At 63.9% G+C, this 19,442-nt stretch carries 20 protein-coding genes; 11 read left to right on the top strand and 9 right to left on the bottom strand.

Features of this window, described 5'->3' with window-relative positions:
- Window positions 1-46 precede the first annotated feature (46 nt).
- Together CAG34_RS29245 and aguA are read right to left on the bottom strand one after the other, a co-directional pair.
- On the bottom strand, window positions 47-244 hold the full coding sequence (locus tag CAG34_RS29245; RefSeq protein WP_075044327.1) for a hypothetical protein: 198 nt from the start codon (window positions 242-244) through the stop codon (window positions 47-49).
- A gap of 186 nt (window positions 245-430) precedes the next feature.
- The gene (gene aguA / locus CAG34_RS19335) at window positions 431-1,537 is read right to left on the bottom strand and encodes an agmatine deiminase (protein WP_025337343.1); all 1,107 of its coding nucleotides are present in this window, start codon (window positions 1,535-1,537) and stop codon (window positions 431-433) included.
- A 279-nt stretch (window positions 1,538-1,816) separates the two neighbouring features.
- Between aguA and rfbC the strand changes: the two genes are divergently transcribed.
- The 4 genes from rfbC to CAG34_RS19315 are packed head-to-tail and all read left to right on the top strand — an operon-like array spanning window position 1,817 to window position 6,077.
- A complete protein-coding gene (gene rfbC, locus CAG34_RS19330; protein ID WP_085591852.1) occupies window positions 1,817-2,362 on the top strand; it encodes a dTDP-4-dehydrorhamnose 3,5-epimerase in 546 nt (181 codons plus the stop codon).
- Window positions 2,363-2,404: 42 nt separating this feature from the next.
- Entirely contained in the window at window positions 2,405-4,219 is a 1,815-nt protein-coding gene (locus CAG34_RS19325) for an ATP-binding protein (RefSeq protein ID WP_085591850.1), read from the top strand.
- Window positions 4,216-5,622, top strand: a complete 1,407-nt coding sequence (locus tag CAG34_RS19320) for a sigma-54 dependent transcriptional regulator (RefSeq protein WP_085591848.1) — start codon at window positions 4,216-4,218, stop codon at window positions 5,620-5,622. Before CAG34_RS19325 ends, CAG34_RS19320 begins: the two co-directional genes overlap by 4 nt.
- The gene (locus tag CAG34_RS19315) at window positions 5,622-6,077 is read left to right on the top strand and encodes a YiiD C-terminal domain-containing protein (protein ID WP_085591846.1); all 456 of its coding nucleotides are present in this window, start codon (window positions 5,622-5,624) and stop codon (window positions 6,075-6,077) included. The genes CAG34_RS19320 and CAG34_RS19315 overlap by 1 nt, the downstream gene beginning before the upstream one ends.
- Window positions 6,078-6,266: 189 nt before the next feature.
- Here the strand turns inward: CAG34_RS19315 and cysQ are convergent, their stop codons facing one another.
- The gene (gene cysQ, locus CAG34_RS19310; protein WP_085591844.1) at window positions 6,267-7,085 is read right to left on the bottom strand and encodes a 3'(2'),5'-bisphosphate nucleotidase CysQ; all 819 of its coding nucleotides are present in this window, start codon (window positions 7,083-7,085) and stop codon (window positions 6,267-6,269) included.
- A complete protein-coding gene (gene nudE, locus CAG34_RS19305) occupies window positions 7,082-7,648 on the bottom strand; it encodes an ADP compounds hydrolase NudE (RefSeq protein ID WP_015268611.1) in 567 nt (188 codons plus the stop codon). Before nudE ends, cysQ begins: the two co-directional genes overlap by 4 nt.
- A gap of 64 nt (window positions 7,649-7,712) precedes the next feature.
- On the opposite strand from nudE, the gene yrfG reads away from it, so the two are divergent.
- The gene (gene yrfG, locus CAG34_RS19300) at window positions 7,713-8,375 is read left to right on the top strand and encodes a GMP/IMP nucleotidase (protein WP_085591842.1); all 663 of its coding nucleotides are present in this window, start codon (window positions 7,713-7,715) and stop codon (window positions 8,373-8,375) included.
- A gap of 112 nt (window positions 8,376-8,487) precedes the next feature.
- Here the strand turns inward: yrfG and lysM are convergent, their stop codons facing one another.
- Window positions 8,488-8,928, bottom strand: a complete 441-nt coding sequence (lysM, locus tag CAG34_RS19295; protein ID WP_085591840.1) for a peptidoglycan-binding protein LysM — start codon at window positions 8,926-8,928, stop codon at window positions 8,488-8,490.
- Between the two features lie 187 nt (window positions 8,929-9,115).
- Here lysM and fdhD point away from each other — a divergent pair, with 187 nt between their 5' ends.
- From fdhD to CAG34_RS19280, 3 genes are all read left to right on the top strand, one after another.
- Window positions 9,116-9,946: a formate dehydrogenase accessory sulfurtransferase FdhD gene (gene fdhD / locus CAG34_RS19290; RefSeq protein WP_075044326.1), complete on the top strand. Its 831-nt coding sequence runs from the start codon at window positions 9,116-9,118 to the stop codon at window positions 9,944-9,946.
- 5 nt (window positions 9,947-9,951) lie between these two features.
- Entirely contained in the window at window positions 9,952-12,297 is a 2,346-nt protein-coding gene (locus CAG34_RS19285) for an FdhF/YdeP family oxidoreductase (RefSeq protein ID WP_085591838.1), read from the top strand.
- Window positions 12,298-12,615: 318 nt separating this feature from the next.
- Window positions 12,616-13,098: a glycine zipper domain-containing protein gene (locus CAG34_RS19280; protein WP_025337335.1), complete on the top strand. Its 483-nt coding sequence runs from the start codon at window positions 12,616-12,618 to the stop codon at window positions 13,096-13,098.
- Between the two features lie 55 nt (window positions 13,099-13,153).
- Here CAG34_RS19280 and CAG34_RS19275 read toward each other — a convergent pair whose 3' ends face one another.
- From CAG34_RS19275 to hslO, 3 genes are all read right to left on the bottom strand, one after another.
- Window positions 13,154-13,594 carry a thioesterase family protein gene (locus CAG34_RS19275; protein WP_085591836.1) on the bottom strand — a complete coding sequence of 147 codons (441 nt, stop codon included), beginning with the start codon at window positions 13,592-13,594 and terminating at the stop codon, window positions 13,154-13,156.
- A gap of 264 nt (window positions 13,595-13,858) precedes the next feature.
- The gene (locus CAG34_RS19270) at window positions 13,859-15,400 is read right to left on the bottom strand and encodes a phosphoenolpyruvate carboxykinase (RefSeq protein ID WP_039614246.1); all 1,542 of its coding nucleotides are present in this window, start codon (window positions 15,398-15,400) and stop codon (window positions 13,859-13,861) included.
- Window positions 15,401-15,579: 179 nt separating this feature from the next.
- Complete coding sequence (hslO, locus tag CAG34_RS19265) at window positions 15,580-16,479, bottom strand: Hsp33 family molecular chaperone HslO (protein ID WP_015268604.1); 900 nt, start codon at window positions 16,477-16,479, stop codon at window positions 15,580-15,582.
- 121 nt (window positions 16,480-16,600) lie between these two features.
- On the opposite strand from hslO, the gene CAG34_RS19260 reads away from it, so the two are divergent.
- Window positions 16,601-17,395 carry a phosphatase PAP2 family protein gene (locus tag CAG34_RS19260; RefSeq protein WP_085591834.1) on the top strand — a complete coding sequence of 265 codons (795 nt, stop codon included), beginning with the start codon at window positions 16,601-16,603 and terminating at the stop codon, window positions 17,393-17,395.
- Between the two features lie 127 nt (window positions 17,396-17,522).
- Here the strand turns inward: CAG34_RS19260 and CAG34_RS19255 are convergent, their stop codons facing one another.
- A complete protein-coding gene (locus CAG34_RS19255; protein ID WP_013970457.1) occupies window positions 17,523-17,924 on the bottom strand; it encodes an RNA-binding S4 domain-containing protein in 402 nt (133 codons plus the stop codon).
- 109 nt (window positions 17,925-18,033) lie between these two features.
- On the opposite strand from CAG34_RS19255, the gene CAG34_RS19250 reads away from it, so the two are divergent.
- Window positions 18,034-18,516: an ATP-dependent zinc protease gene (locus tag CAG34_RS19250; protein WP_025754077.1), complete on the top strand. Its 483-nt coding sequence runs from the start codon at window positions 18,034-18,036 to the stop codon at window positions 18,514-18,516.
- Window positions 18,513-19,418, top strand: a complete 906-nt coding sequence (gene rimK, locus CAG34_RS19245; protein WP_015268602.1) for a 30S ribosomal protein S6--L-glutamate ligase — start codon at window positions 18,513-18,515, stop codon at window positions 19,416-19,418. The genes CAG34_RS19250 and rimK overlap by 4 nt, the downstream gene beginning before the upstream one ends.
- The last annotated feature ends 24 nt before the right edge of the window (window positions 19,419-19,442 follow it).

The following is a 19,442-nucleotide window of genomic DNA, read 5'->3' as shown; positions in this document are numbered from 1 at the left end:
AGCGGGCATGCCCGCGAAGAGGCCGGTACAGGTAATACCGATTCGATCAGTGCCACACCGCCATCAGCGCCTGCATTTCTGCTTCGCTGATCAGCCCTTGGGGATATCGTCCGGCAAGCAGACGTTGTGGGTCGGTCGTCCTGACCCTGATGCATCCATGGTGTTTCAACCACTTCGCCACAAGCCTGAGCGATTGGTGATTCACTGCCGATGGGCGCAAAGCCGACTCACTTGCTGCGTTCATCTCTACACGTACTCCCTGGCCCGTGAGCGGCTAATCTACGTAAGGATTGTTACAGATCCGAGAGCGCGGCATGGCCGAGCTATCTGACTGAAAACAATACAAAACATATGCCAGCACAGGCCTGCGGACGGCCCCCGGAAACAAAAAAGGCCCGTCATCTGACGGGCCCCTTCATTCACCGTGCGCTCAACGCTTGACCGGTGCCGGCTGCTGCTGGGTCAGGCAGTGGATGTTGCCACCGCCCAACAACAACTCGCGACCTGGGATCATCACCACCTCGTGGTCGGGGAAGATCTTCGCCAGAATCGCTCTGGCCTCGGCATCTGCCGGGTCGTCGAAGCTTGGCGCGATGATGCCGCCGTTGACGATCAGAAAGTTCACGTACGAGCCGGCCAGGCGCACCGATGGGTCACGCTCCTGGCTGCCGGCCACCTGATCGACACCGGCACACTCTTCGGCGGTGGCGAACAGCGGGCCCGGGATCGGCATCTTGTGCACGATGAATTCACGGCCCTTGGCATCGCGGGTGTTCTTCAGCACCTCCATGGCGGCATGGCAGCGTGCATAGTTGGGGTCGTTGGAATCATCGGTCCAGGCCAGTAACACTTCGCCCGGGCGCACGTAACAGCAGAAGTTGTCGACATGGCCATCGGTCTCGTCGTTGTACAGGCCATCCGGCAGCCAGACCACGGTGTCTACCGCCAGCTGGTCGCGCAGCACCGCTTCGATCTGCTCGCGGTTCAGGTGCGGGTTGCGATTGCGATTGAGCAGGCACTCTTCGGTGGTGATCACGGTGCCTTCGCCGTCCACGTGGATCGAGCCGCCCTCGAGCACGAAACCTTCGGTGTGGTAGCGCTGGCAGCGCTCCATTTCCAGGACCTTGGCTGCCAGCTCCTCGTCGCGGTTCCACGGTGCGTACAGGCCGCCGTCAAAGCCGCCCCAGGCATTGAAGCCCCAGTCCACGCCACGCACTTCACCCTGGTCGTTGATGACGAAGGTCGGGCCGGTGTCACGCACCCAGGCGTCGTCGTTGCTGATCTCGACCACGCGGATGTTCGGCTGGTCGAGCTGACGACGGGCATTTTCGTACTGGCCAGCGGAAACCGCGACGGTTACCGGCTCGAAGCGGGCAATGGCCTTGGCCAGGGTCACATGGGCAGCCTGCGCCGGCTTGCCGCCCAGGCGCCAGTTGTCGGGGCGCTCCGGCCAGACCATCCACACCTGGGTTTGCGGGGCCCACTCGGCGGGCATGTGGAAACCATCGGCACGGGGAGTGGAGTTGAGGGTTTTCATGGTTGACCTCTGTGATGGCCCTGAGCCGGACTGTGCTGGGGCGTTTGTCAATTTATAACCGATATATATCGATATTTGAAGCCCAGTAATCGGGAAAATCATGAGCAGACAAGGGCATTAAATCGATAACAATCGATACATACCCAGCCTCGGCCGAGAACCAAAGCGGCACGACCTCAACCATAGCCAGCCCTTGTGAATGCCGTTGAAGCCCAAAGCGGAAAAAACGGCCAGACCGGCTAGGGTCAATACATGAGCAGAACGGGCCAGCGAACCGCCATGAACATCATCCCTACCGCGATCCCTGAAGTACTGATCATCGAGCCAAAGATTTTTGGTGACAGCCGTGGTTTTTTCTTCGAGGCGTTCAACGCCCGTGAGTTCGCCCGGCAAACCGGCGTGAATGTCGAGTTCGTCCAGGACAACCACTCGCGCTCCATCAAGGGAGTACTGCGTGGTCTGCACTACCAGGTGGAAAACACCCAAGGCAAGCTGGTGCGCGTGGTGCAGGGGGAAATCCGTGATATTGCCGTGGACGTGCGCAAGAGCTCGCCAACCTTCGGCCAATGGGTCGCGGTGCAGCTGTCGGCCGACAACCATCGCCAGTTGTGGATTCCGCCCGGCTTCGCCCATGGCTTTGCGGTGATGAGCGAGTCGGCCGAGTTTCTCTACAAGACCACCGACTACTACAACCCGGGCGCCGACCGCTGCATCCGCTGGGATGACCCGACGCTGGCAATCGACTGGGGGCTGCAGCAGCCACCGGTGCTGTCGGACAAGGACAAGCTCGGCCTGCCACTGGCAGAGGCGGAACTGCTGCCTTAACTAGCGCATAATTGCGGCAGACTTTTCTGGCGCCTTTACGTGATGATTGCAAAACCCACGCCCCCACGCCGTCCCCGCTGGCGCAGCCTGGCCCTGTTGGCCCTGTGCCTGGCCCCGTTACTGTGGCCCCTGCATCACCTGGCCGAACGTTACTACCAGGAAGAACTGGCCTCGCAGAACCGCCAGACCCTCGACCTGTACGTCGCCAACCTGCTCGGCACCCTGCACCGCTACGAAACCTTGCCGCAGATTCTCGGCGACCTGCCGGCGCTGCGCGGGGTGCTGGCCGACCCGTTCCGCCTGGAAGCGGTGACCAACGCCAACCGCCTGCTCAAGGACATCGTCCAGCAGACTGGCGCCGAGGTGATGTACCTGATGGACGTCAGCGGCAACACCCTGGCCGCCTCCAACTGGGACAAGCGCGACAGCTTCGTCGGCCGCAACTTCGCCTTCCGCCCCTACTTCAACGAAGCCATGGCCGGCCGCCTGGGGCGCTTCTTCGGCCAGGGCACCACGTCGGCCAAGCGCGGCTACTTCTTTGCCGCCGCCGTGCATGACCGTGACCGCATCGTTGGCGTACTGGTGGTCAAGGTCGACCTCGACCACACCGAAACCCTGTGGGGCCGCACCCCCGAGCAGCTGTTGCTGACCGACCACAATGGCGTGGTCATCCTGACCTCGCGGCCCGACTGGCGCTTCCGCGCGACCCGCGCGCTGACCGAGGCCGAGCGCCAGGCCATCATCGCCATCCAGCCCTACCCGACCCAAGCCCCGCAACCGCTGGTGCTCAACCAGGACGCCTGGATCAGCCAGACCCGCGACATCAAGGAAACCGGCTGGCAGGTCAGCATCCTCGCCCCGCGCATGCTGGTCGACCGTTCGGTGCAAACCGTGATGGCCATCGGCGCCGGCACCCTGCTGGTGCTGATGCTGCTGGCCGGCCTGGTGATGCAGCGGCGCCGTCACTACATCGACCGCATCGACTTCGAGGCACGTGGCCGCCAGGAACTGGAAAAACGCGTGGCCGAGCGCACCGCCGACCTCGAAGGCCTGAACACCCGGCTCAAGAGCGCCGTGCTGGAGCGCGAGAACGCCCAACAGGAGGCCGTGCGCGCCCAGGATGAACTGGTGCAGGCCGGCAAGCTGTCGGTGCTCGGCACCATGTCGGCCAGCATCAGCCACGAACTCAACCAGCCGCTGGCCGCCATCCGCAGCTACGCGGAAAACGCCGAGATCCTGCTAGACCACCAGCGTACCGAAGACGCCCGCGGCAACCTCAAGCTGATCGGCGAGCTGACCGGGCGCATGGCCTCGATCATCGCCCACCTGCGCGCCTTCGCCCGCCGTGACCGCCATGCCCCGGAGAGCGTGGCCCTGCAGCCAGCCCTGGACGATGCCCTGGCGCTGCTGGCCAAGCGCCGCCGGGCGATGGCCGTGGAGCTGATCCGCGACCTGCCGGAAGCCACCTTGTGGGTACAGGCCGGCGAGACCCGCCTGCGCCAGGTGCTCGGCAACCTGCTGGCCAATGCCCTCGATGCCCTGACCGAAAAGGCCAACCCGCGCCGCCTGTGGCTAAGTGCCGAGCAGCGCGATGACTGCGTCTACCTGTACATTCGCGACAACGGCCCCGGCTTCAGCCGCCAGGCCCTGGAGCACGCCAAGGAGCCGTTCTTCACCACCAAGACCCGCACCCAGGGCCTGGGCCTGGGCCTGGCCATCTGCGAAAGCCTGATGCGCGCCCTGGGCGGTGAACTGCTGCTGGCCAACCACCCGGAAGGTGGCGCTCTGCTGACCCTGCAGCTGCGTGTGGCCGCGCCTGGCGCTACTTTGCCCAATTCGGAGGACCCCTCGGCATGACCACCGAGACACTGATCGACAGCCGAGCCCAGGTCATCCTGGTCGATGATGACCCGCACCTGCGCCAGGCCCTGAGCCAGACCCTGGACCTGGCCGGCCTCAAGGTGGTCGCCCTCGCCGATGCCCAGGGCCTGGCCGAACGCATCGAGGCCGACTGGCCCGGGGTGGTGGTCAGCGACATCCGCATGCCGGGCATCGATGGTCTGCAGCTGCTGGAACAACTGCACGGTCGTGACAACGAACTGCCGGTGCTGCTGATCACTGGCCACGGCGATGTGCCGCTGGCGGTGCAGGCGATGCGCGCCGGCGCCTACGACTTTCTGGAAAAGCCCTTTGCCAGCGATGCCCTGCTGGACAGCGTGCGCCGCGCCCTGGCCCTGCGCCGCCTGGTGCTGGACAACCGCAGCTTGCGCCTGGCCCTGAGCGACCGCCAGCAACTGGCTACCCGCCTGTTGGGCCAGTCGCCGTCCATGCAGCGCCTGCGCGAGCAGATCGGCGCCCTGGCCGGCACCCGCGCCGATGTGCTGATCCTGGGTGAGACCGGTGCCGGCAAAGAGGTGGTGGCCCGCGCCCTGCACGACCTGTCCAGCCGCCGCGACGGGCCATTCGTGGCGATCAACGCCGGCGCACTGGCCGAGTCGGTGGTCGAAAGCGAGCTGTTCGGCCATGAGCCTGGGGCGTTCACCGGTGCGCAGAAACGCCGCATCGGCAAGTTCGAGTTCGCCAACGGTGGCACGCTGTTCCTCGACGAAATCGAGAGCATGAGCCTGGATGTGCAGGTGAAACTGCTGCGCATGTTGCAGGAACGGGTGGTCGAGCGTCTGGGTGGCAACCAGCTGATCCCGCTGGACATCCGCATCATCGCCGCGACCAAGGAAGACCTGCGCCAGTCGGCCGACCAGGGGCGTTTCCGCGCCGACCTGTATTACCGCCTGAACGTGGCACCGCTGCGTATTCCACCGCTGCGCGAACGCGGCGATGACATCCTGGTGCTGTTCCAGCACTTCGCCGACGCCGCCAGCCAGCGCCATGGCCTGCCGCCACACGCCCTGCAGCCGGCCCAGCGCGCCATGCTGCTGCGTCACGACTGGCCCGGTAACGTACGCGAGCTGCAGAACGCCGCCGAGCGTTTCGCCCTTGGCCTGGAACTGGCCCTGGACGGCCAGGCGCCACCTGCGGCAATGCCTGCGGTACCGATGCCGAGCGGCAACCTCAGCGAACAGGTCGAGCAGTTCGAACGCTCGCTGATCGCTGCCGAACTGGCCCAGCCACACAGCTCCATGCGCAGCCTGGCCGAGGCGCTGGGCATCCCCCGCAAGACCCTCCACGACAAGCTGCGCAAGCATGGCTTGAGCTTCGACGGCGGTAGCGGCGGGCATGACGATCAAGAGGACAACCGTTAATGAACACCGATAGCCAGTACTTGCAGTCCGTCCTGCACGGCGACATCCCGCTGACCCGCGAAATGGGCCTGGAAGTGCTCGATTGGCAGCAGCACACCCTGCGCCTGCAATTGCCGCTGGCGGCCAACGTCAACCACAAGAGCACCATGTTCGGCGGCAGCCTGTACTGCGCCGCGGTGCTGGTGGGTTGGGGCTGGCTGCACCTGCGCCTGCGCGAGTTGGGGATCGATGACGGGCATATCGTCATCCAGGAAGGGCAGATCAGTTATCCGCTGCCGGTTACCGGGGCGGCGGTGGCGCGCTGTGCGGCGCCGGATGAAAAGACCTGGGAGCGGTTCTTGACCATGTACCAGCGCCGCGGGAGGGCACGGTTGACGCTGGCGACCACGGTGAGCAATGCCGGTAGTGACGAGCCTGCTGTAACCTTCAGCGGCCAGTACGTGCTGCACCGCTGACCGCGGGCAAGTACTGATGCCAGTCAGTTAGTGCTGTTGGGTCTGCTGCGCAGCCCATCGCCGGCAAGCCAGCTCCCACAGGTGCAGCGCCATACTGAAGGTCCGCGCAGTACTTGTGGGAGCTGGCTTGCCGGCGATGGGCCGCAAAGCGGCCCCGGCGATATAGGCGGCGAAGCTCAAGTCCTGACGTCAGATCAGGCTCAGGAAGGCTTGCCGCCAAGCAGCATTTGCCGGCAACGCCAGGAAATGCGGGTTGAGCAACGACTCCCGCGCCGGGTACCGGAACGGCAAGCCATCCAGCCCGATTACCTCCCCACCAGCCCCTTCCACCACGCCCTGCGCCGCCGCGGTATCCCACTGCGAGGTCGGTGCCAGGCGCGGATAGCAATCGGCGCTGCCCTCGGCCAACAGGCAGAACTTCAACGAACTGCCGATATTGGCCAGCTCCAGCTCACCCACCGCAGCTGCCAACCCGGCCAACAAGGCTTCCTGTTCCGGGCTGGAATGGCGACGGCTGGCAACCACGGTGAAACGCCCACCCGTCGGCGGCGCATTACGTACCTGGATCGCCTGGGCGGCCTCACCCGCTTCCGCACGCCAGGCGCCCAACCCGCGACCACCGAAGTAGCAGCGCCCGTTGGTCGGCATGGAAACCACGCCAAACACCACCTCGCCGTTTTCGACCAGGGCGATGTTGACCGTGAACTCTTCGCTGCCGGCAATGAATTCCTTGGTGCCGTCCAGCGGGTCGACCAGCCACCAGCGGCTCCAGCCCTGACGCTCGGCCAGCGGAATGTTGCAGTCCTCTTCGGACAGCACCGGGATCTGCGGCGCCAGCGCCAGCAGGCCATCGGCAATCACCCGGTGTGCCGCCAGGTCGGCGGCGGTGACCGGCGAATCGTCGGCCTTGTTGGTCACGGCCACATCGGCGCGCCAGAACGGCAAGATCGCCTCGCCCGCCAACAGGGCCAGCTTGACCACTTCGTGCATCAATTGCAGGTCGTTCATGCTTCCAGCAGCCCCCGCTGAATCAGCAGGTCACGCGCCAGGTACAGCGCCGCCAGGGCACGCCCCTCGGTGAACTGTGGGTGCATGGCCAGGGCCGAGAGTTCGCGCAGGTTTACCTTGTCGACCCGCATCGGCTCCGGCTCGTCGCCCTCCAGGCGCTCCTCGTAAAGGTCGCTGGCCAGCACCACCTGGATCTTCTGGCTCATGTAGCCCGGCGACAGCGACAGCTCGGTCAGGTGCTCCAGCTGGCGCGCGCCAAAACCGGCCTCTTCCTTGAGCTCCCGGTCGGCTGCCGCCAGCACGTCCTCGCCCGGCTCGATCAGGCCCTTGGGCAACGACAGCTCATATTCGTCGGTGCCGCCGCAGTATTCCTCCACCAGCACCGCGTGCTCGGCGTCGAGCATGGCCACGATCATCACCGCCCCGTAGCCATTGCCCCGGCCCACCAGCCGCTCGTAGGTGCGTTCGTTGCCATTGCTGAAGCGCAATTGCACGGCTTCGACGCGAAACAGGCGGCTGCTGGCGACGATTTCGCGGCTGAGGACGGTGGGTTTCTGGCGCATGGGGCGGCTCCTTGGCGTGAACGGGTTACTATACCGTGGCTTGCCGACTGATCGAGAGTTTCCCATGCCTGTTCTTCCCTGGTCTGCCATCGATACCGTCCTGCTGGACATGGATGGCACCCTGCTTGACCTGCATTACGACAACCGCTTCTGGCTGGACCACCTGCCCCAGCGCTATGCCGAGCTGCACGGGGTGAGCCGGGCCATGGCGGAAATGGAGCTGCAGCCGCTGTTCGAACGCAATGCCGGCACGCTGAACTGGTATTGCCTGGACTTCTGGAGCCGCGAACTGCGGCTGCCGATCCGCGAGCTGAAACAGGAAATCGCCGACCTGATCGCCCTGCGCCCGGATGCCGATACTTTCCTTGCCGCGATCCGCGACGCGGGCAAGCGCGTGGTGATGATCACCAATGCGCACCGGGATTCGCTGTCGCTGAAGCTGGAGCGGGTGGAGCTGGCGCCGTATTTCGAACGGCTGATCAGCTCACATGACTATGGCTACCCGAAGGAAAGCCCGCAGTTCTGGGACGCATTGCAGGCGGACATCGGCTTTGAACCGGAGCGCAGCCTGTTCATCGATGACACCCTGGCGATTCTGCGCAGTGCGCGACGGTTTGGCGTGGGGCATCTGCTGGCGGTGCGCCAGCCGGATAGCCAGGCAGGGCCGCGGGATACCGCGGAGTTTGCGGCGGTCGAGGATTACCGGGAATTGTTGGCAGGCTTGTGAGGGCCCTATCGCCGGCAAGCCAGCTCCCACATGTACCTCGCAGGCCCTCAGGCCTGTGATAATCCTGTGGGAGCTGGCTTGCCGGCGATAGGGCCGGTACAGGCTGCAGAGATCATTCAGGAATACGCAACACCTGCCCCGGATAGATCTTGTCCGGGTGCTTGAGCATCGGTTTGTTGGCCTCGAATATCTTCTGATACTTGTTGGGGTCGCCATACACCTTCTTCGAAATGGCGCTCAACGTATCACCCTTCTCCACCGTCACGAACCGCGCGGCCTGGGCCACCGGTCCGGTCACGGTGATCTGGTCATCGACACTGGCCACGCCAGCGACGTTGCCCGCCGCCAGGATGATCTTCTCCTTCTCCTCCTGACTGGCCACCTCACCCTTGAGGATGATCGTGTCTCCCTCTACAGTGGCCGTGATATTCGGGTTGCCCAGGCCGACACTTTCCACGTGTTTCTTCAGCTGCTCTTCGGCATTGGCATTGCCGGGGGTCAGCAGGTCGATCAACTTCTCGCCCGCTTCCTTGACGAAACTGAACAAGCTCATAGCGCTCTCCTTGTTGACGAAACCTCGGACACAGCAGTCTAGGCCAGCTTTTCCCCTACCGCCCCCATGCGACCAATCGACGCGGTCTATCAAGGCATAGACCCTAGCGATTAGACGCCGCCGGTCCGCACGCCTAGGCTTGTGCTATCTGAAAGCTGCCGATAGCCCCGATGAAAAGTCAGCCCCGATGAACAGCAAACCTCCGGTCTGCGCGGCCTCATCGCCCTTGACCATGCCCGCCGCCAGCAACACCTACGATTACGTCCAGCTCAATGACGCCAGACGCGACAGCACGCCCCTGGCCGAAGAAGTGGCCCTGGCCATTGTCTACAACGGCCTGAACCAGGCGGTGATGCTGGTCAGCCCCACCGACCTGGAAGACTTCGCCGTCGGTTTCAGCGTCGGCAGCGGCATAGTGGAAGGCACCACGGAAATCTACGACCTGAAACTCTCCGGCAGCGGCTCGGCAATGTATGCCGATCTGGAGATTTCCAGCCGGGCGTTCTGGAACCTGAAAAACCAGCGCCGCCAGCTGGCCGGCACCAGTGGCTGCGGCCTGTGCGGGGTCGAAGCGCTGGAGCAGGCACTGCCAGAGCTGGCCAAGTTGCCTGGCGCACCCTTGCCACCGGCGCAATGGCTGGTCGGCCTGCGTGAGCGCATCGATGCCTTCCAGCCCCTCGGCCAGCACTGCGGCGCGGTGCATGCGGCGCTGTTCATGGACCGCCACGGCGAACTGCTGCTCGGCCGCGAAGACATCGGCCGGCACAACGCCCTCGACAAGCTGATCGGCGCCTTGCTGCGCCAAGGCATCGACAGCCAGGGTGGCCTGGCCATCGTCACCAGCCGCTGCAGCCTGGAGCTGATCCAGAAGGTGCTGCGGGCCGGTATCCAGACCCTGGTCAGCCTGTCGGCGCCCACCGGTCTTGCCCTGCAATGGGCGCGCAAGCACAACCTCAACCTTATCCATCTGCCCAAGCACAGCGCACCGCGGGTCTACAGCCCAGCGGCGGAGTCGTAACAGTCGTGACCTCGTACCAACACCTCCCGGACAACGCCCCAGCCTCCTCCCCTCGCTACAAGCCCTACCACGGCCCCGCCGGTGGCTGGGGCGCGCTGCGCAGCGTGGCCAAGGCCTGGGTTGGCAGCGATAACGCGCTGAAGAACATTCGCGCGCTGCTCAAGACCAACCAGAACGGCGGCTTCGATTGCCCCGGCTGCGCCTGGGGCGACTCGCCGGAAAGCGGCATGGTCAAGTTCTGCGAGAACGGTGCCAAGGCAGTGAACTGGGAGGCGACCAAGCGCCGCGTCGATGCCGCCTTTTTCGCCCGCTACAGCGTCACTTCGCTACTGCAGCAGAGCGACTACTGGCTGGAGTACCAGGGGCGCCTGACCGAGCCGATGGTCTATGACGCGTCCAGCGACCGCTACCAGCCGATCAGCTGGGACGCCGCCTTCACCCTGATCGCCCGCGAGCTGAACAAGCTGGCCAGCCCTGACCAGGCCGAGTTCTACACTTCGGGGCGCGCCAGCAACGAAGCAGCGTACCTGTACCAATTGTTCGTGCGGGCCTACGGCACCAACAACTTCCCCGACTGCTCGAACATGTGCCACGAGGCCAGTGGCGTGGCCCTGGGGCAAAGCGTCGGGGTCGGCAAGGGCACCGTCACCTTCGACGACTTCGAGCACGCCGACGCGATTTTCGTCTGGGGCCAGAACCCTGGTACCAACCACCCGCGCATGCTCGACCCGCTGCGCGATGCGGTAAAGCGCGGTGCCCAGGTGGTGTGCATCAACCCGCTCAAGGAGCGTGGCCTGGAGCGCTTCCAGCACCCGCAGAACCCGCTGGAGATGCTGACCAACAGCGACCGGCCGACCAACACCGCATTCTTCCGCCCGGCCCTGGGCGGCGACATGGCGCTGCTGCGCGGCATGGCCAAGTTCGTCCTGCAATGGGAACGCGAAGCCCAGGCCAACGGCGAACCGGCAGTCTTCGACCACGCCTTCATCGCCGAACATGGCCATGGCGTCGACGACTACCTGGCGGTAGTGGATGCCACCCCGTGGGAGCACATCCAGGCCCAGTCCGGCCTGGCGCTGGCCGACATCGAACTGGCCGCGCGCATGTACTGCCGTGGCAAGCGGGTGATCATGTGCTGGGCGATGGGCATTACCCAGCACCGCCACTCGGTGCCGACCATCCAGGAAATCGTCAACCTGCAGATGCTGCGCGGCAATATCGGCGTGCCAGGCGCAGGCTTGTGCCCGGTGCGTGGTCACAGCAACGTGCAGGGTGACCGAACCATGGGCATCAACGAGCGCCCGCCGGTGGCCCTGCTGGACGCCATCGAGCAGCGCTTCGGCTTCCCCGTGCCCCGGCACAACGGCCACAACACTGTCGAGGCGATCCACGCCATGCTCGACGGCCGGGCCAAGGTATTCATCGGCCTGGGCGGCAACTTCGCCCAGGCAACGCCAGACACCGAGCGTACCGCCCAGGCACTGCGCAACTGCGAGCTGACCGTGCACATCAGCACCAAGCTCAACCGCAGCCACCTGGTGCACGGCAAGCAGGCACTGATCCTGCCGTGCCTGGGGCGCACCGACATCGACCTGCAGGCAGAAGGGCCACAGGCGGTAACGGTAGAGGACTCGTTCAGCATGGTCCACGCCTCCAATGGCCAGCTCAAGCCGCTGTCGACGCAGATGCGCTCGGAGCCAGCGGTCATCGCCGGTATCGCCGCCGCCACCTTGGGCAAGAAGCCCGTGGACTGGCACTGGCTGGTGGCTGACTACGACCGTATCCGCGAGCTGATCGGCGACACCATCGCTGGCTTCAGCGGCTTCAACCAGCGCCTGCGCGAGCCGGGCGGTTTCTACCTGGGCAACAGCGCTGCCAGCCGCGAATGGAATACCAGCACCGGCCGCGCCAACTTCAAGGCCAACCTGCTGCCCGACACGCTGCTCGACGAGCGTGTACGCGCCAGCGGCCAGGTGCCTGACCTGATCATGCAGTCGATGCGCTCGCACGATCAGTACAACACCACCATCTACGGCCTGGACGACCGCTACCGCGGCGTGCGTGGCCAGCGCGAGGTGCTGTTCGCCAACGAAGCCGACATCATCCGCCTGGGCTTCCAGCCGGGGCAGCAAGTCGACATCGTGTCGTTGTGGGGGGATGAGCATGTGCGCCGTGTGCACGGCTTCACCCTGCTGGCCTTCGACATCCCGGCCGGGCAGGCGGCGGCGTACTACCCGGAAGTGAACCCGCTGGTGCCGCTGGAAAGCATTGGCGATGGCAGCCATACGCCGACGTCGAAGTTCATCGCCATCAAGCTGGAGCGGGCGCGGGACGACGGGCGCATCCTGTAGGAATGGTGTTGGCCTCTTCGCGGGCATGCCCGCTCCCACAGGAGTTCCACATGTTTCGATTCCTGTGCTGTACCTGTGGGAGCGGGCGTGCCCGCGAAGAGGCCGGAAGCCGTGCCGCCAAAAACGAAAAAAGCCCTGTTCCATAGCGGTTCAGGGCTTCGTCATAAAGGTCTCAGACAGCGAAAAAACGATAAAGTTTCACAGTAAATACAGTAAGTTAGAGAATTGTGTACAACTCGTGTTACTCGTCGGATTTCCGTTGCCAGGCGTGCCTGCAAGGCTCAAAAATCGCCTCGTCATCCTTATGAGGCTCTCTTGATGAAGAAGTACTCCTCGATACTGTTGTTGTCTTTCAGCTTGCTCAGCGGCGTTGCCATGGCAGGCGGCACCACCGAGGCCGGCATTGGCGGCGCATTGGGTGGGGTACTGGGCTCCGTGGTGGGCAACTCCATCGGTGGTAGCACCGGCGGCGCCATTGGTGCCGGTCTGGGCGGCGCGGCTGGCGGTGCCTTGGGTGCCGACAAGCGTCAGCGTGGGGAAGCCGCTATCGGCGGCGCGCTGGGCGCAGCAGGCGGTAACGTGGTCGGCCGCTCCGTGGGCGGCACTACCGGTAGCTACATTGGCGCAGCAGCCGGCGGTGGTGCCGGTGGCGCACTGGGTAACTACATGGGTAAAGAGGCCGACAGAGACGATTACCACGAAGGCCGCCGCTACCGTCGTGGCTATGACGACGACCGCCGCCACTGGGACCGTGGCCACCACTACGGCCATCGCAAGCACAAGCGCCACTGGCGCGACTAACGCCTGAGGGCCTTGCCCCGGCAACAAAAGCCCCGCCCCTGCCAGCGGGGCTTTTTTATGCCTGCTGTTCCAGCAGTACACCAGACAGGATCACCTGCAGCGCTTCTGGCAATGCCACTGGCCGGCCATTGGCGCGTTCGATGAACACCTGCACCACCGTGCCTGCCGCACACGCCTCCGGCTCGCCTGGGCGGAACAGAGCCAGGCGGTACTCCACCGTACTGCCCGCCAGGCGTGCCACCCCCAGCCCCACTTCCAGCACGTCCGGGAAGCCTGGCAGCGCGTAGAAATCCGCCGCCGAACTGACCACGAAGGCCGCCAGCTCGCCGTCACGCAGGTCCAGGTCGGCCTGTTCGACGAGGAACGCCTGGATGGCGGTTTCGAAGAAGCCATGCACGGTGGCACCGGCGATGTGGCCGTTCAGGTCATTGTCCTGGGGGCGGGTGAGGATGGGGTGGAAGTGGGAGAAGGCAGTGCGCTGAGGGGATTCGGTCATCTGGCTGACTCTTGTCTTCGCAATGGATGCTGACAGTGAAACAGAAAAACCGGATTTCTGCTGCCCGCTATCCCCTGTGGGAGCGGCCTTGTGTCGCGAAAGGGGTGCGAAGCGCCCCCAAGGAACTGGGCATCACGCTGATATTGCCGGGGCCGCTTTGCGACCCTTTCGCGACACAAGGCCGCTCCCACAATGACCGCGCTAACTCACAGGAACAAAAAAGCCGCCCCAAGGGGCGGCTTTCTCGTTGCGGGCGGGTGCAGCTTACAGCTGCGGGCCAGCGGCCTTGATGGCGTCGGAAACTTCGAACTTCTTGAAGTTTTCGATGAACAGCTTGGCCAGGCCTTTGGCGGCCTCGTCGTAGGCAGCCTTGTCAGCCCAGTTGGTGCGCGGGTTGAGCAGCTCGGTATCAACGCCCGGAACGGCCTTCGGCACGTCCAGGTTGATGATGTCCAGGTGCTCGGTTTCGGCACCGATCAGCGCGCCGCTCTGGATCGCAGCGATCACGGCACGGGTGGTCGGGATGCTGAAGCGCTTGCCAACGCCGTAGCCACCGCCGGTCCAGCCGGTGTTGACCAGGTAGACCTTCGAGTCGAAGCCCTTGATACGCTTGATCAGCAGCTCGGCGTACTCGCCAGCCGGGCGCGGGAAGAACGGTGCGCCGAAGCAGGTGGAGAAGGTCGACTTGATGCCGCTGCCCGAACCCATTTCGGTGGAACCGACCAGCGCGGTGTAGCCGGACAGGAAGTGGTAGGCCGCCTGCTCGTTGTTCAGGATCGAAACCGGAGGCAGAACACCAGTCAGGTCGCAGGTCAGGAAGATGACTGCGTTCGGCTCGCCGCCCAGGTTCGCTTCGGAACGCTTGGCAACGTGCTCCAGCGGGTAGGCCGCACGGCTGTTCTGGGTCAGGCTGACATCGGTGTAGTCGGCGTGCTTGTTGGCGTCGAGTACGACGTTTTCCAGCACGGCGCCATGCTTGATGGCTTTCCAGATGACCGGCTCGTTCTTCTCGGACAAGTCGATGCACTTGGCGTAGCAACCGCCTTCGATGTTGAAGACCACGCCCTCGCCCCAGCCGTGCTCGTCGTCACCGATCAGGTAACGGCTTTCGTCGGCCGACAGGGTGGTCTTGCCGGTGCCGGACAGGCCGAAGAACAGGGTCACATCGCCCGCTTCGCCGATGTTGGCGGCGCAGTGCATTGGCAGCACGTCGGCAGCCGGCAGCAGGAAGTTCTGCACCGAGAACATGGCTTTCTTCATTTCGCCGGCGTAGCGCATGCCAGCGATCAGCACCTTCTTCTGGGCGAAGTTGATGATCACGCAACCATCGGAGTTGGTGCCGTCACGCTCAGGCTCGCACACGAAGTTGGCGACGTTGAGGACCTGCCACTCGCCACGGCCAGCCGGGTTGTACTGCTCCGGGTTGATGAACAGGCAACGACCGAACAGGTTCTGCCAGGCAGTCTGGGTGGTCATCTTCACCGGCAGGTAGTGCTCGGCGGCCGCCCCTACGTGAACGTAGGAAACGAAGTGATCCTGGGCGTTGTTGAACGCCTCGACGCGGTCCCACAGGGCATCGAACTTGTCGGCCGGGAACTTGCGGTTGATCGGGCCCCAGGAAATGGCGTCCTGGGTGGAAGGCTCTTCGACGATGAAACGGTCAGCCGGCGAACGGCCAGTACGGTGACCGGTCTCCACGACCAGTGCGCCAGTATCGGCTAGTACGCCTTCACCGCGTTGCAGCGCTTCTTTTACCAGCTCATCGACGCTCAGGTCGGTGTACACGGTGTTGTTGGCTTGCGTCATGAGATACCCCATCCGGCCCGAGGCCGAGTGCTCCAAACGTTTTGTAGTTGTCTTGAAAAAACTACTACAGCGAAAAAAGTGGCCGGATTATGCCAGAAACGCCCAAAAAAAGTAGGCCCCTCCTGTCAGAACTGCGCTTTTGCGCAATTCGACAGGAGATTGTCCTGTAGTTAAACGTTTCAGTGACGAGTTTCTGAGGCTACGTCAGTGCCGCCACCGGCAAACAGTTGCGCCACATCGCTGGCGTCGAAGAAATAGCGCTCGTTGCAGAACTGGCAATCGATCTCCACCTGCCCGCCGCATTCTTCCACCAGCGCCTTGGCATCGTGCTCGCCCAAACTGACCAGCGCATTGCCGGAACGTTCGCGCGAGCAACTGCAATTGAAGCGCAGCGGCTGGATATCGAACAGGCGCACGGCATCTTCGTGGTACAGGCGGTGCAGCAGGGTTTCGTTGTCCAGCGCCCACTCATCAGCCTTGAGCGTGGTGGCCAATGCCACAACGTGCTGCCAGCTTTCTTCACGCTCTTCATCGTCCGGCTGGCGATCGCGCGGCAGTTGCTGCAGCAGCAGGCCACGGGCCTTGCCGCCTTCGGCGTTGAGCCAGAAGCGCGTGTTGAGCTGTTGCGACTGGACGAAGTAGTTGGTGAAGCACTCCGACAGGGTGGCGCCGTCGAGGTCGACGGTGCCCTGGTAGCGCTGGCCCTTGACCGGATCGATGGTCAGGGTCAGGTGGCCGTCGGGCATCAGCTGCGACAGGGTCGCATCCGCCGGGATCTGGTCCGCTTCGTAGCGGGCCATGCCACGGATGTCCCGGTCACCGGAACATTCGACCATCAACAGCGGGATCGGCCCTGCGGAACGCGCCTGCAGAATCAGCAGGCCGTCGAACTTCAGCGCCCCCACCAGCAAGGCGGTGGCGGCCATCAGCTCGCCCAGCAGTGCCTGCACCGGCTGCGGGTACTCATGACGCGCCAGCACCGCGGCGTAGCTGTCATCGAGAGACACCCACTCGCCGCGCACATCGCGCTCGTCGAAGATGAAACGTTGGGTGAAATCGGTATCAGGCAAGTCGCTCATAGGTTTTGGCTATCTGAAAATGATGACAAAATGGTTACAAGGGTTGTCGGAAAACATCCGAGAACCCCGTGACAGAGCGCTCACAAGGCGCTCCGATTCCTGTTTGCAATAGAGGTATTTTATGGACAATCGACCACTGTTCCAAGCAAGGTGGTCCTGGGGGCCATTGGCAGCCTGTACGCTGCTTCCTATCGCTCTACTGTGTTTCTGGTTATGGCCCATTGGCCAGATCTTGTGCCTGACTTTCGACGAGTGGCTGTTCCACAGCCTGAATGCGCCGCTGGCCGACAACACCACCTGGCGCTACATCTGGACCGTCGGTAGCCTGCGCCCATTCGACATCGTCGTCGGCCTGATCCTTCTGGCAGTGCTTATCCGTGGCGACTGGGTGTTCAAGGCAACCCAGGTGCGCCAGGCCTTTTTCGGCTTCCTGGTCACGCTAATCCTCTTAGTGGTGATTCGCGCGCTGTTTTCCAAGTGGGTGGATGCAGCCGGCTGGCAGCACAAGAGCCCGTCGATGATGTTCGACGAGGTGGTGCACCTCAGCGACTACTATCCGAACCTGGAGGCGGCCTGGGAGCTCAAGGACCGTTCCAGCAAGAGTTTCCCGGGGGATCATGCCTCGGTGCTGCTGGTCTGGGCGCTGTTCATGAGCGTGTTCAGCCGCCGCCTGGTGCAGTACCTGGTGGTCTGGGGGTTGGCGGTATTGTTCATGTTGCCGCGCCTGGTGGCCGGTGCCCACTGGGGGCAGGATGACTACATCGGCGGGCTGCTGATGGCGGTGCTGGCGTTGGGCTGGAGCTGTTTCACGCCGCTGGCGGCCAAGGGGAGTGCGGTGCTGATGCGCTGGACGGCGCCGTTGTTCGCGATCGCGGCCAAGTTACCGTTGGTCGGGCGCTTGGCGGTGACCCGCTAGATCCTTGGGGCTACTGCGTAGCCCATCGCGACACAAGGCCGCTCCTACAGGGATTGCACAAGTTTCAGGGCTTGCGCAGTACCTGTGGGAGCTGGCTTGCCGGCGATGGGCCGCAAAGCGGCCCCGGCTATTCGAAGCTCCCATGCAACTGGTGAATCTGCCGCCGCTGCTTCTTGGTCGGCCGCCCATCGGTGGTCACGCCCATCGCCCCGGCCTTGCGCAGTTCCGCCGCCTGTTCACGCCGGCGCACGCTGTCCTCGGTCTCTTCGTACAACGTCTGCGCCTCTGGCGCCCCACGCCGCACCACCGACAGAGCCTTCACCACCACGGTGCGCTCGTCGAACCCGGTGCGCAGCACGAACTCGTCACCCACCCGCGGCTCCTTGCCCGGCTTGCAGCGCTCACCCCGGCAATGCACCTTGCCGCTCTCGATCGCCGCCTTGGCCAGCGCGCGGGTCTTGTAGAAGCGTGCCGCCCACAGCCATTTGTCCAGGCGGACCTTGTCGTCGTCTTCGGCTTTTTGTGCCATCCCGTTACCTCGAACGCTGTGTTTCATCGAACTGTACTACCGTAACGATCGGATGCAAAAAATCCCCGCCGTGCTTACAGTTCACCACCTCATCCGCAGGGTGCGTTTCGTGAAGACATTTGACCATTTGACTGTGATCGGCCTGCGCGAGTGGGTCGCCCTGCCCGACCTTGGCGTGGCCGGGCTGCGCGCCAAGATCGACACTGGCGCCAGCACCTCCAGCCTGCACGCCACCGAGGTGGAACCGTTCGAGCGCGACGGCCAGCCCTGGGTCCGTTTCACCGCACACCTGGGCTCGGTGGTGCAGTTGCGCCACCGCCGCTGCGAGGCACCGCTGGTGACCATGAAAACCATCAAGAGCTCCAATGGCCAGGCCCAGACCCGCTATGTCATCCGCACGTCACTGGCCCTGGGCGATGGTGTGTGGGAGGTGGAGTTCACCCTGGCCTGCCGCAAGAACATGCGTTATCGCCTGTTGCTGGGTTCCAAGGCCCTGATCCATGGCCAGCTGGTGGTCAACCCTGGCCTCAAATACGTACAAGACAAACCGGCCTTCCCGGCCACCCTTTCTCCTGCCACAGGTGCTGCATGAAGATCGCTGTGCTGTCGCGCAATCCGCGTCTGTATTCCACCCGCCGCCTGGTCGAAGCCGGTACCCAGCGGGGCCACGAAATGGTGGTGATCGATACCCTGCGGGCCTACATGAACATTGCCAGCCACAAGCCGCAGATCCACTACCGCGGCAAGCCGCTGGAAGGCTTCGACGCGGTGATCCCGCGCATCGGTGCCTCGGTGACCTTCTATGGCTGCGCGGTGCTGCGCCAGTTCGAGATGATGGGCGTGTATCCACTCAACGAGTCGGTAGCGATAGCCCGCTCCCGCGACAAGCTGCGCTCGCTGCAACTGCTGTCGCGGCGCGGCATCGGCCTGCCGATTACCGGCTTCGCCCACTCGCCGGACGACATCCCCGACCTGATCCAGATGGTCAACGGCGCCCCGCTGGTGATCAAGGTGCTGGAAGGCACACAGGGCATCGGCGTGGTGCTGTGCGAAACCACCAAGGCCGCCGAATCGGTGATCGAGGCGTTCATGGGGTTGAAGCAGAACATCATGGTGCAGGAATACATCAAGGAAGCGGGTGGCGCGGATATCCGCTGCTTCGTGGTCGGCGACAAGGTCATCGCGTCGATGAAGCGCCAGGCCAAGCCTGGGGAATTCCGCTCCAACCTGCACCGCGGTGGAGTGGCCAGCCTGATCAAGATCACCCCGGAAGAACGCATGACCGCCATTCGCGCGGCCAAGGTGATGGGCTTGAGTGTGGCGGGCGTGGATATCCTGCGCTCCAACCACGGGCCGCTGGTGATGGAGGTGAACTCGTCGCCGGGGCTGGAGGGGATTGAAGTGACCACCGGCAAGAACGTGGCCGGCATGATCATCGAGCATCTCGAGAAGAATGGTGGGCCTAATCAGACTCGGACCAAGGGTAAGGGCTGATTCAAGCCTGTACCGGCCCTATCG

Source organism: Pseudomonas sp. B14(2017) (genome assembly GCF_002113255.1).
Classification (GTDB): domain Bacteria; phylum Pseudomonadota; class Gammaproteobacteria; order Pseudomonadales; family Pseudomonadaceae; genus Aquipseudomonas; species Aquipseudomonas putida_Z.
Note: the sequence above shows the minus strand (reverse complement) of the source record. Positions and strands in the feature narration are given on the sequence as shown.

Coding starts and splice junctions, on each gene's coding strand:
- aguA (WP_025337343.1), bottom strand. CDS start 1,537: ATGAAAACCCTCAACTCCACTCCCCGTGCCGATGGTTTCCACATGCCC.
- CAG34_RS19260 (WP_085591834.1), top strand. CDS start 16,601: ATGGACAATCGACCACTGTTCCAAGCAAGGTGGTCCTGGGGGCCATTG.
- CAG34_RS19275 (WP_085591836.1), bottom strand. CDS start 13,594: ATGACCGAATCCCCTCAGCGCACTGCCTTCTCCCACTTCCACCCCATC.
- CAG34_RS19315 (WP_085591846.1), top strand. CDS start 5,622: ATGAACACCGATAGCCAGTACTTGCAGTCCGTCCTGCACGGCGACATC.
- CAG34_RS19255 (WP_013970457.1), bottom strand. CDS start 17,924: ATGGCACAAAAAGCCGAAGACGACGACAAGGTCCGCCTGGACAAATGG.
- lysM (WP_085591840.1), bottom strand. CDS start 8,928: ATGAGCTTGTTCAGTTTCGTCAAGGAAGCGGGCGAGAAGTTGATCGAC.
- yrfG (WP_085591842.1), top strand. CDS start 7,713: ATGCCTGTTCTTCCCTGGTCTGCCATCGATACCGTCCTGCTGGACATG.
- nudE (WP_015268611.1), bottom strand. CDS start 7,648: ATGCGCCAGAAACCCACCGTCCTCAGCCGCGAAATCGTCGCCAGCAGC.
- rfbC (WP_085591852.1), top strand. CDS start 1,817: ATGAACATCATCCCTACCGCGATCCCTGAAGTACTGATCATCGAGCCA.
- rimK (WP_015268602.1), top strand. CDS start 18,513: ATGAAGATCGCTGTGCTGTCGCGCAATCCGCGTCTGTATTCCACCCGC.
- CAG34_RS19270 (WP_039614246.1), bottom strand. CDS start 15,400: ATGACGCAAGCCAACAACACCGTGTACACCGACCTGAGCGTCGATGAG.
- CAG34_RS19325 (WP_085591850.1), top strand. CDS start 2,405: ATGATTGCAAAACCCACGCCCCCACGCCGTCCCCGCTGGCGCAGCCTG.
- fdhD (WP_075044326.1), top strand. CDS start 9,116: ATGAACAGCAAACCTCCGGTCTGCGCGGCCTCATCGCCCTTGACCATG.
- CAG34_RS19280 (WP_025337335.1), top strand. CDS start 12,616: ATGAAGAAGTACTCCTCGATACTGTTGTTGTCTTTCAGCTTGCTCAGC.
- CAG34_RS19320 (WP_085591848.1), top strand. CDS start 4,216: ATGACCACCGAGACACTGATCGACAGCCGAGCCCAGGTCATCCTGGTC.
- cysQ (WP_085591844.1), bottom strand. CDS start 7,085: ATGAACGACCTGCAATTGATGCACGAAGTGGTCAAGCTGGCCCTGTTG.
- CAG34_RS29245 (WP_075044327.1), bottom strand. CDS start 244: ATGAACGCAGCAAGTGAGTCGGCTTTGCGCCCATCGGCAGTGAATCAC.
- hslO (WP_015268604.1), bottom strand. CDS start 16,479: ATGAGCGACTTGCCTGATACCGATTTCACCCAACGTTTCATCTTCGAC.